Annotated in this window: 8 protein-coding genes and 2 pseudogenes; 5 read left to right on the top strand and 5 right to left on the bottom strand. The window is 53.8% G+C overall.

The genetic code is table 11. The features are described 5' to 3' along the window. Positions 1–107, bottom strand: a pseudogene (locus tag ACQZ51_RS23535) (alpha/beta fold hydrolase); the annotation flags it as partial. Between the two features lie 131 nt (positions 108–238). Here ACQZ51_RS23535 and ACQZ51_RS23540 point away from each other — a divergent pair. From ACQZ51_RS23540 to ACQZ51_RS23550, 3 genes are all read left to right on the top strand, one after another. Beyond that, positions 239–691 carry a MarR family winged helix-turn-helix transcriptional regulator gene (locus ACQZ51_RS23540; protein WP_448780972.1) on the top strand — a complete coding sequence of 151 codons (453 nt, stop codon included), beginning with the start codon at positions 239–241 and terminating at the stop codon, positions 689–691. A gap of 55 nt (positions 692–746) precedes the next feature. Beyond that, positions 747–857 (top strand): hypothetical protein, encoded by a 111-nt coding sequence (locus ACQZ51_RS23545; RefSeq protein WP_448780979.1) that lies wholly within the window; start codon positions 747–749, stop codon positions 855–857. Between the two features lie 276 nt (positions 858–1,133). Beyond that, positions 1,134–1,568 carry a pyridoxamine 5'-phosphate oxidase family protein gene (locus tag ACQZ51_RS23550; RefSeq protein WP_448780973.1) on the top strand — a complete coding sequence of 145 codons (435 nt, stop codon included), beginning with the start codon at positions 1,134–1,136 and terminating at the stop codon, positions 1,566–1,568. Here ACQZ51_RS23550 and ACQZ51_RS23555 read toward each other — a convergent pair. Together ACQZ51_RS23555 and ACQZ51_RS23560 are read right to left on the bottom strand one after the other, a co-directional pair. Then, a complete protein-coding gene (locus ACQZ51_RS23555; protein WP_448780974.1) occupies positions 1,529–2,191 on the bottom strand; it encodes a PDC sensor domain-containing protein in 663 nt (220 codons plus the stop codon). The two genes, ACQZ51_RS23550 and ACQZ51_RS23555, sit on opposite strands and share 40 nt — an antisense overlap. A 273-nt stretch (positions 2,192–2,464) precedes the next feature. Then, positions 2,465–2,731: a hypothetical protein gene (locus tag ACQZ51_RS23560; protein ID WP_448780975.1), complete on the bottom strand. Its 267-nt coding sequence runs from the start codon at positions 2,729–2,731 to the stop codon at positions 2,465–2,467. Between the two features lie 150 nt (positions 2,732–2,881). Here ACQZ51_RS23560 and ACQZ51_RS23565 point away from each other — a divergent pair, with 150 nt between their 5' ends. After that, positions 2,882–3,493, top strand: a complete 612-nt coding sequence (locus tag ACQZ51_RS23565; protein ID WP_448780980.1) for a TetR/AcrR family transcriptional regulator — start codon at positions 2,882–2,884, stop codon at positions 3,491–3,493. 402 nt (positions 3,494–3,895) lie between these two features. Here ACQZ51_RS23565 and ACQZ51_RS23570 read toward each other — a convergent pair whose 3' ends face one another. Then, entirely contained in the window at positions 3,896–4,312 is a 417-nt protein-coding gene (locus ACQZ51_RS23570; RefSeq protein ID WP_448780976.1) for a GNAT family N-acetyltransferase, read from the bottom strand. A 127-nt stretch (positions 4,313–4,439) separates the two neighbouring features. On the opposite strand from ACQZ51_RS23570, the gene ACQZ51_RS23575 reads away from it, so the two are divergent. Beyond that, positions 4,440–4,643 carry a cold-shock protein gene (locus tag ACQZ51_RS23575; RefSeq protein ID WP_448780977.1) on the top strand — a complete coding sequence of 68 codons (204 nt, stop codon included), beginning with the start codon at positions 4,440–4,442 and terminating at the stop codon, positions 4,641–4,643. Between the two features lie 304 nt (positions 4,644–4,947). Here ACQZ51_RS23575 and ACQZ51_RS23580 read toward each other — a convergent pair. Beyond that, a pseudogene (locus ACQZ51_RS23580) lies at positions 4,948–5,524 on the bottom strand (FAD-binding oxidoreductase); the annotation flags it as partial.

The following is a 5,524-nucleotide window of genomic DNA, read 5'->3' on the forward strand; positions in this document are numbered from 1 at the left end:
CAGGCATCGGACGACAGCGGCCAGCCATGGGCAAAGAGGATAGGCTGGCCTGTTCCCCAGTCCTTGTAAAAGAGGCGGGTACCGTCGGTGGTGGTGAAAATCGACATCTTGTTCTCCTATTATTTTTTAATTTGTGCACGATTCGTTTGTGTACGATCTATATGTCGAATCGTTTGCCGCTTGTCAATCGCTTGCAATTAGATTGCGTACAAATTATTTAGGAGGAAAGGAGACTGTTATGACAAACGCCCCATCTGGCACCGACAACGGCTTGTCCGACGTCAACGGCATGCTGTGCTTTTCTCTCTACTCAGCAGGCCACGCATTCACACAGCTCTACAGGCCGCTGCTCGACAAACTCGGCCTCACTTATCCGCAGTATTTGGTTATGGTGACACTGTGGAATCGAGACGGTCAGAACGTGAAGGAGCTGGGTAAAACCCTGTTTCTGGACTCCAGTACGCTCACACCACTCCTGAAGCGATTGAATGCGGCTGGGCTGGTTACCAAGACCCGAAACCCCAAGGATGAGCGGGAAGTGTTCATCCACCTGACGGCACAAGGGCATGCCCTCAAAGCACACGCCGCCGATGTCATGCGCTGTATAGAAGAAGCAGTCGGATTGGATGCCGAAACCGTACGATCAATCAAGAAATCGGTCGACACCATCCGGGACAAAATCAAGCCGTAGACTCGGAGTTGCCAAATGAGGGTGTTCTCTGTCTATACCCACGACGCGCACCGACATTGGTGACTATCTCGGAATGACCATCGAGACCGTGTGTCCAGAAGTCTATCGAGACTGCGCGACAGCGGTATCCTATGCCTGCGCTCCAGCCGCTCGATTGAAGTTCTAAAGCCATCCCATCTGAGACGGCTCAGCAACTGAGCTTTACCAGGCCTTAACGAGCGTCGGCGCCTCGGAACTCGCATTTTTCCGGCCCAAAGTCGTAGTGTGGTCGCCAAGATCGCCAAGTGAGATGCACTACATTGCCAGCGGATGGCGCTTTGAAGCGGGATACCCCCGTCCATCGACTAACCGCAGCTCGACCGCGCATATACTCAGAGCGGAACAAAATTCGATACCCGGCAGTTTCAAATGGACAACATTCATCAACAATTCCGGAGCGAACATGTCCGATCTCACGCTGGGTGACCTTTCGAAGAAAATGGCGAAGCTCGACTTCGCGATGCTGAACACCACGTCCGCGGATGGAGGGCTCACCTCCAGACCGATGAGCAACAACGGAGACGTCGACTACGACGGCGACAGCTACTTCTTCGCCTACGAACATTCGCGGAAAATCGCCGAAATCCGCGCGGACAACGAGGTGAGCCTTACTTACACCGGTGCCTTGGGCATGTTAGGTGGCTCGCCCATCTTCGTCGGAGTCCAGGGGACTGCATCGCTGATTGAGGACAAGGGTGCGTTTGCCGACCACTGGACCAAAGACCTTGATCGCTATTTCCCGGACGGGATCGACACACCCGGCATCGTGATGATCAAAGTACACGCCAAATCAATCCGTTATTGGGACGGGAACGACGAAGGACAGATTTTAGTATAAGCCCTTAGTCCGCAGTCGTGGAACTCGACCCCAGCAAGCATGGTTCTGTCACTTGAACTCATCTGGACGAGAGTTTTGTCGAGTTCAGTGACCTTCGCCAACGTCACCTTGGCGGGCACCGCGATCAAGACCGACCACGGGGTCTTCGTTCGGCCGATCACGATGGGCGCGATAGCTCGAAACAGAGTGTCATCGGCATAGACTGCTGGTTCACCCGCTTTAATTTTCGTCAACACGGAACTCAGAGAAGAGTCGGTCTTGTCAAATCTCTCCCCTGTGCTTTTAGGATCTCGGCTTGACGCGACGACCAGTCCTTTGTGGCTAACGATTTCGACGCTCGCCTGCCCATCATAGATTCCAGTTTTGACCGATTGCGCCAGTTCTTGGACAAACGAAAGGTCAAAGTCGGCGCCTGCAACGCCAGCAAATTTGCCGTTCACCGTGATTGGGACCGACATGGTCGCCAGATAGACGTTCTTACCCTGAACGATATAGAGAAGAGGATCAAGGATGCTTTCCCCGGTACCGCTTTGCGGTCCGACCTGACAGAACGACGATTTTGCTTTTAATGGACTGGAACTGCATGTGGACCTCGAAATAGTGAATCCGAGGTCACCGTCCATGAGTCGTCACTCATGGAGTACTAACAAGGTTTCTTATTGTTTTTTGTCAAAATACTCACAATATAAATTAAAAAACAAAGCGATATAAAATAAAAATCCATCAGGCAATAATTTAGTTGAATGCAATATTTTTAATTAAAATGATTTACGTCAATTTCAACTATACTATAGATATGCATGCGATTTTTTATTGCAATTAATGAGATATATTAGTTGCAAGGCGAGCCTAATTCTTCGTGAGGCGTCAGATGCTGATGCGGCACACGTCGAGGTTTACATGTTGGCGGAGCAAGGCTCAAAGGAACCCACGAACAACGGCTGCATGGTGGCGACGAGTGTACGTTTGGACGAAGCTGTAGGGGCGGTTGTTCTGAGCTTCCCAACAAGCGCATTGCCATCTCGTGTCTTCAAAGCCCTCGCCGCCGAATACATCAAATCCTTAAAATCGGTCAGCGCAATGCCATCGGCGCGCATGACTGCAAGGATCAGCGGATCGCCGAAAATTTCAGCGAGGGTCATCTCGTCCGTCTTGTGGTTCATCGCGGTCTCCTTTCGACAACGCCCTAAGCTCTGAGGGCGGCCTATTGCTTGACAGGCACGCGCCTGAGGTGTTACCGGTAAGTAAAACTCGGATAGTTACCGACCGGTCACACCTATGTCAACACCGCTTCAGGATAAAAATTGAAACACATGAGACCCGAGAAAACGGATTGCGCCTCCGAGCAAAAAACCGCACCGCGTGACAGGATCGTGTCAATGGCGTGTCAGCTGTTTCGTGAACACGGTATACGCGGCATAGGTGTTGATGCCATCGCGGAAGCCGCCTCGACCAACAAGATGACCTTGTACAGACATTTTGGCTCTAAGGACGATCTCGTATGTGAAGTGCTGAAGCACAGTTCTCGAACTCTTGAGAAAGTCTGGGGAGATCTTGAAACAGAAAACCCAGGCGACCCGAGGGCGCAGCTTGCGGCTTGGGTGAAAGCGCGCGCGCAATGTCTTTCGAGTGAGCCTTACGGATGTGATTTGGCCAATGCTGCGGTAGAGTTGAAGGAGCAAGGTCACCCAGCACATGCGATCATAGAAACGTTGAAGATGGAACAGCATTCTCGGCTTACAGATCTTTGTCGCTCGACAGGGGTAAGCGATCCAGAACTTTTGGCTGATACGCTATCCATGTTGCTGGAGGGAGCGCGCGTCAGCAAAATTGCGGCCGGCAAAGACGGTCCTTCCATGCGGTTTTCGCGTGCGTGTGAAGTGACGATGGTCTCGTTCGGTCTGTGTGAGCAGGCTTCTTCCTGAAACCTTCCGGAAGTGAGGCCAATGGTGAGAGCCGCTGCATTTTTGCCGCTCTACATTTGCGACAGTCATTCCACAGGCTTTCGCAGAAACCCCGCCAGCCGTGCAACCACGAAACAGTTCCGAATGGACCCGGTTTGTCGGTGCGCGGCTACAACGCAATTCAGGTCCATTTGGGAAGGTAGGCCGCGAGCTAGGGATTGTCGGGGAGGTGGCGCCGTTGGTGTTACATCTGTTACCAGAGCCGAAAACACGGTAGTATTCTTCAGTCTTCGTCGAGCGACACGTCCTTTCGCTATTAGGCACTGCGAACGGTATCTCATCGTGATCGATTACCGTCAGGTTTTCTCGTCTTATTGCGGGCCGGCGGCGGCGGCGGCCATGGAGGTTTTGCCCGGCCCATCGTCAGGCAACTTTCCTCGCCATCCCGACCGAACGCGGCGCGGTTTCGGCGAAGCCGAACTGCTCGTAGAGGCGATTTGCCGGGACGTCGGCTATCAGACTGACATAGGCGGTCTTTGGCAATTGCTTATCGATATAGTCCGTCAGCGCGGCCATGATCATCTTGCCGAGCCCCCTGCCCTGATGGGAGGGCATCAGCGCGATATCTGTGACCTGAAAGAAGCAGCCTCCGTCGCCGATGATGCGACCCATGCCGACGACCGCGTCGCCATGCATCAAACAGACGCCAAAGATCGAATTGGGCAGGCCTTTTTCAGCCGCCTCTCTTGAAAAAGAGCTGAGGCCTGACACATGGCGGAGGCGCAAATAATCGTCGATACTGGGGACGCGGGGCTCAATGCGGAAATCGTCGTGGTCCAATGCGACACCTCTCAAAACGCTTATAAAGTCTCTGTTTCCATTATCGCGTGCCCGACAGTTGATAGGCAACCACAGGCGCTGTAAAAAGCAGTCGCAAGTCACAACGCGAGATGCAAGTGGGACGGTCATGGCTACGGGTACTGTGAAATTTTTCAATGACGACAAGGGGTTTGGTTTCATCACACCTGAAAACGGCGTACAGGATGTTTTCGTTCACGTGTCTTCATTGCAGAGCGGCAGTTCGCTCAGAGAAGGTGACAAGGTCAGCTTCGAGGTGGGTCAAGACCGCAAGACCGGAAAATCGAAGGCCGAGAACGTCAGCGTGCTTTGATCTGTCACGTCTCGTTTCGTTTCGTGCCTATACAGCGATGTCGATGCCGACCCTCGTGACTTATTTTGATGGCGTCGAGATCGGACTGGATCAGAAAGTTGGTCTACTGGAAACGCGGGACGAGGAAATAGAGATACCCGCATCCCTTCTGAAATCTGGAGCAGCAGCAGACTGTTGAGTCTCAGCAGGTTTACTGATGCGGGATCGGTAAGCTCGTGACGGTGGAGAAAAGGGCGGCCAATTGGAAATGTACCGCATTGCCCCTTGGGCCACGGAATTGCCCGAGACCCTGTCCGCCGCAGCCGTCCGATGGAGCACTGGATATTGTATAGCTGCGGCGAATCGTGTCCGTCCCATCCGTGATGCTGATCGGAAGATGCTGGCCTGCCAGATGCGGGATGACAGCCTCGCCATCGACCGGCGTAAGGTGCAGCGAACGGATCGTCGAGCTTTCCTCGATGGTTCGCTCAACGCGGAAGCGCCTCCACGTTTTTGCCAGGGCTGCGACCTTCAAGCGGCTCGCGGCCTCGCGCCAGTCTCCCGTCATCAAGCTGCTTGGCGACATGCCATCTTGGAGAAAGTTCCAGCGCAGCGGCAGTGCATCTTTGCGCAGCACCACCTTTTCCGGCATGACGCGCCAAAGACGCTCCGCGCCCTCGAAGGCCGCGATCTCGGGCGAATTCAGTATGATCTCAACGCTGCCAGCGATCTGCAGCATGTCACCCGTCTCATGATCGACGAACAGTAGCCCGGCGCGCGGATTGACGGCGAAATTGCCGAGCGTGTTGAAGAACAGGTTGCCGTTGAAATCCGGCACAGTCAGGCCACCATCGGCATCGACACGAACGAAACCGCGCCGACCGCCACGATGGGAGACATCC

Source organism: Agrobacterium sp. CG674, assembly GCF_053521645.1.

Excerpts from the sequence above, each read along its gene's own strand:
- ACQZ51_RS23555 (WP_448780974.1), bottom strand. The coding sequence starts at position 2,191 with ATGGACGGTGACCTCGGATTCACTATTTCGAGGTCCACATGCAGTTCC.
- ACQZ51_RS23575 (WP_448780977.1), top strand. The coding sequence starts at position 4,440 with ATGGCTACGGGTACTGTGAAATTTTTCAATGACGACAAGGGGTTTGGT.
- ACQZ51_RS23560 (WP_448780975.1), bottom strand. The coding sequence starts at position 2,731 with ATGAACCACAAGACGGACGAGATGACCCTCGCTGAAATTTTCGGCGAT.
- ACQZ51_RS23565 (WP_448780980.1), top strand. The coding sequence starts at position 2,882 with ATGAGACCCGAGAAAACGGATTGCGCCTCCGAGCAAAAAACCGCACCG.
- ACQZ51_RS23540 (WP_448780972.1), top strand. The coding sequence starts at position 239 with ATGACAAACGCCCCATCTGGCACCGACAACGGCTTGTCCGACGTCAAC.
- ACQZ51_RS23550 (WP_448780973.1), top strand. The coding sequence starts at position 1,134 with ATGTCCGATCTCACGCTGGGTGACCTTTCGAAGAAAATGGCGAAGCTC.